This window comes from Ornithinibacter sp. (assembly GCF_035443565.1).
GTDB lineage: Bacteria > Actinomycetota > Actinomycetes > Actinomycetales > Dermatophilaceae > Fodinibacter.
The window spans coordinates 1,218-5,117 of record NZ_DAORSO010000154.1 but is presented as its reverse complement, the minus strand read 5'-3'; the positions used below and the strand labels follow the sequence as shown (position 1 = coordinate 5,117).

Genomic DNA, 3,900 nt, shown 5'->3' with positions numbered 1-3,900 from the left:
CGGGTCAGGCCCACCGAGTAGTCCGTGGGGTTCCAGTCGGGGGCGTCGGTGAGGACGTCGAGGTACCCCGCCTTCTGGGTATGGGCCGCCCGCGCCAGCGACGGCTCCCGGTACAGCAGGGCGCAGCAGTCGAACGGTGCGAACAGCCACTTGTGCGGGTCGACGATGAAGGAGTCGCAGTGCTCGATCCCGGCGTACAGGCCCCGCACCGACGGCGCGGCCAGGCCGGCCCCGCCGTAGGCGCCGTCGACGTGGAACCAGATGCCGTACTCCCGGCAGACCTCGGCCACGCTCGCCAGGTCGTCGATGACACCGAAGTTCGTCGTGCCGCACGTCGCGACGACCGCGAAGAACGACTCCGGGCCGTTCTCCTCGAGCACCGCGCGCAGGTTCTCGCCGGTCAGTCGCCACGCGTCGTCGGCGGGGACGCCGACGAACTGCGCGTCCATGACGTCGCAGGCCGACGCGATCGACGAGTGCGCCCCGGCCGTGGCTGCCACCCGGTACGGCCGATCGCCCGGCTTCGCGGAGGCGCGCGCGGTGTGCCGTGCAGTCACCAGCGCCGAGAGGTTGCCGATCGTCCCGCCGGGGGTGAACACCCCGCCTGCGCCCGACGGCATCCCGACGAGGTCGGCGATCCAGCGCAGCGCCTGGTTCTCGGCGTACACGGCACCCGAGCCCTCGAGCCAGGAGCCGGCGTAGATCGAGGACGCCCCGACGACGAGGTCGAACATCACGGCGGCGTCACTCGGCGCGCACGGGATGAAGGACAGGTAGCGCGGGTGGTCGGTCGACAGGCAGGTGGGGGCGAGGTCCTGCGCGAACAGACGCATGGCCTCGACGCCGCCGAGTCCGCCGGGGGTGATCGTCTCCCCGACCCGCGAGCGCAGTTCGGCCTCGGTCACCGGGCGGTCCAGCGGCGGGGCCATGCGCACCCGCTCCTCGGCGTAGGCCATCACCGCGTCGGCCAGTGCCGCCAGCTCGACGTGCTTGTTCTCCTGGTAGGTCTTCCCGTGCACGGCGGCGACTCTAGCCCTCGTCGTGGCCCAGCAGGTACGCCGTGAGGTCCGCGACGGTGTCGACCAGGGCGTCGGGCCCGGTGGCCGCGAGGGCCTCGCGGTCGGCCGCACCCCAGCTCACGGCGATCGCAGCCATACCGGCAGCCCGGGCAGCGAGGACGTCGACCGTGGCGTCACCCACGTAGACGCAGTCGCAGGGTTGGGAACCCAGGGATGCGGCGGCGTGCAGCAGCGGGTCGGGTTCGGGTTTGTGGCGGGTGGTGTCCTCCAGCGCGGCCGCGACCTCGATGAGGTGGTCGATACCGACGCCCTCCAGGGCCAGGCGTGCGGTCTGGCGCCGCTTCGAGGTCGCGACCGCCATGCGCACGCCGGCTGAGGCCAGGGCCTCCAGCATCTCGGGGACACCCTCATAGCGCCGGATCAGGCGGGCGGTGTTGGCGAGGTTCCACTCGCGGTACGTCTGGTCGAGGTCGTGCCCGTGCTCGGGCGACTCCTCGAGCAGCGCGGCCAGCAGCGGGCGGCCGATCCACGCGCGGGCCCTGGCCTCGTCGATCTCCTCGCCGAGCACGGTGCGGAAGGCGTGCTGGTACGAGGCGACGATGAGGGGAATCGTGTCGGCCAGGGTGCCGTCGAGGTCGAACAGGACGGTGTGGAAGCGGGGGCGCATCGGGACAGTCTGTCAACCCCTCGCAGGGTTCAGGCGACGGGTTGGACACCCAGGCTCTCGAGCAGGCCGAGCACGCGGACCCGGATCTCGTCGCGAATCGGACGCACGGCATCCACGCCCTGGCCTGCGGGGTCCTCGAGGGCCCAGTCCTCGTAGCGCTTGCCCGGGAAGATCGGGCAGGTGTCGCCACAGCCCATGGTGATGACGACGTCGGACTCGCGCACGGCATCCGTGGTCAGGATCTTCGGCACCTCCGCGCTCATGTCGATGCCCTCCTCGAGCATCGCCTCGACGGCGGCCGGGTTGACCGACCCGGCCGGGGCGCTGCCGGCCGAGCGCACCTCCACGGCGCCGCCGGACAGGTGCTGCACCCACGCGGCCGCCATCTGGGACCGGCCGGCGTTGTGGATGCACACGAAGAGCACCGACGGGCGGGTGGTGGGCAGGTCAGACATGACGGAACCTCTTTCGCAGGGCGAGGGAGACGTAGACGAGACCGACGAGCACCGGCACCTCGATCAGGGGCCCGACGACCCCCGCGAGGGCCTGCCCGGACGTCACCCCGAAGGTGGCGATCGCGACGGCGATGGCGAGCTCGAAGTTGTTGCCGGCCGCCGTGAAGGCCAGGGTCGTGGTGCGCTCGTACGTCATGCCGAGTGCCGCCCCGAGGGCGAAACCGCCACCCCACATGAGGGCGAAGTACGCGAGCAGCGGCAGCGCGATCCGCGCGACGTCGAGCGGGCTGGTCGTGATCTGGTCGCCCTGGAGCGCGAACAGGATGACGATGGTGAACAGCAGTCCGTAGAGCGCCCAGGGGCCGATGCGCGGCAGGAACGACGTCTCGTATGCCGTTCGCCCCCAGCGCTTCTCACCCACCGTGCGGGACAGGTAGCCGGCGAGCAGCGGCAGGCCGAGGAAGACGAACACCGACCCGGCGATCTGCCACGGCGAGACGTCGAGGTCGGCCTGCGGCAGGCCGAGCCAGCCGGGCAGCACCGAGAGGTAGAACCAGCCGAGCACCCCGAACATCAGCACCTGGAAGACCGAGTTGAGCGCCACGAGCACGGCCGCGGCCTCCCGGTCACCGCAGGCGAGGTCGTTCCAGATGATGACCATGGCGATGCAGCGCGCCAGCCCGACGATGATCAGGCCGGTGCGGTACTCGGGCAGGTCGGGCAGCAGGAGCCAGGCCAGGGTGAACATCAGCGCCGGGCCGACCAGCCAGTTGAGCACGAGGCTGGCGCCGAGCATCCGCCGGTCGCCGGTCACCGTGTCGAGCCGGTCGTAGCGCACCTTGGCCAGCACCGGGTACATCATGACGAGCAGGCCGATGGCGATGGGGAGCGAGACCCCCTCCACCTCGACCGCGGACAGCGCCTCCCCGAGCCCCGGCACCAGCCGGCCGAGCACGAGCCCCGCGAGCATCGCGAGGCCGATCCACACCGGCAGGAAGCGGTCAAGGGTGGACAGGTGTCTCGGCTGGTCGGGACCGGCGGATGCCGTGTCGCGCGCCGGGGATGCGGTGGTCACGAGCAGCAGGCCTGAGCCTTCTCGGGGGCCGGTTCGACCGGCGTGGCGTCGGCACTCGGGGAGCAGCAGGCACCGGCCGTCGGCCCGCCGAGGATCTCCAGGCTCGCCGTGGCGGGCCTGGCGTCGACCGGGTCCTCGTCCTTGACGGTGTAGACCTCCCACGGAGCCCCGGCCGGGTCGTGGACCCACACCTTGTCCTGGAGGGCGTAGCAGCAGGTGGTGTCGTTCTCGTCGAAAGTGGCCAGGCCGGCATCCGTGAACCGGGTGCGCGCGGCGGTGACCTCGTCGGTCGAGGGCACCTCGACGCCGAGGTGGTTCAGGGCGCCAGCCGTGCCGGTGCCGCGGGTGGCCTCGCTCGTCTCGATGAGCACGAGCTTCAGCGGCGGCTCGGCGATCGCGAAGTTGGCGTAGCCGGGGCGGCGCTTGTGCGGCTCGACCCCGAACATGGCGGAGTAGAAGGCGATGCTGGCCTCCAGGTCGCTGACGTTGAGCGCGAGCTGGACCCGGCTCGCGCCGCCCGCAGCAGCGACCGGGTCGACGGCGTCAGGGGTGTTCACGAATGGCCTCCCATATATCGACTATCATCAATGCGATCACAGTGGACCACACTACATCGACACACGTCAATGTAGTGTCGCACCGAGGAGCCCCCATGTCGACAACTGCCACCCGGCCCGCGACCTC

5 protein-coding genes are annotated in these 3,900 nt (G+C 71.2%); all 5 read right to left on the bottom strand.

All coding sequences use genetic code 11. From position 1 onward, the window contains the following. On the bottom strand, nt 1-1,019 hold a 1,019-nt coding region (locus PLL68_RS12295; protein WP_324534489.1), incomplete at its 3' end, for a pyridoxal phosphate-dependent decarboxylase family protein. A 10-nt stretch (nt 1,020-1,029) separates the two neighbouring features. Next, nucleotides 1,030-1,686, bottom strand: a complete 657-nt coding sequence (locus tag PLL68_RS12290) for an HAD family hydrolase (RefSeq protein WP_324534487.1) — start codon at nt 1,684-1,686, stop codon at nt 1,030-1,032. Nucleotides 1,687-1,715: 29 nt separating this feature from the next. After that, nucleotides 1,716-2,141, bottom strand: a complete 426-nt coding sequence (locus PLL68_RS12285) for an arsenate reductase ArsC (RefSeq protein WP_324534485.1) — start codon at nt 2,139-2,141, stop codon at nt 1,716-1,718. Continuing rightward, nucleotides 2,134-3,216 (bottom strand): ACR3 family arsenite efflux transporter, encoded by a 1,083-nt coding sequence (gene arsB, locus PLL68_RS12280; protein WP_324534483.1) that lies wholly within the window; start codon nt 3,214-3,216, stop codon nt 2,134-2,136. The genes PLL68_RS12285 and arsB overlap by 8 nt, the downstream gene beginning before the upstream one ends. Further along, nucleotides 3,213-3,773 carry an ArsI/CadI family heavy metal resistance metalloenzyme gene (locus PLL68_RS12275; RefSeq protein ID WP_324534482.1) on the bottom strand — a complete coding sequence of 187 codons (561 nt, stop codon included), beginning with the start codon at nt 3,771-3,773 and terminating at the stop codon, nt 3,213-3,215. Before PLL68_RS12275 ends, arsB begins: the two co-directional genes overlap by 4 nt. Between the last annotated feature and the right edge of the window lie 127 nt (nt 3,774-3,900).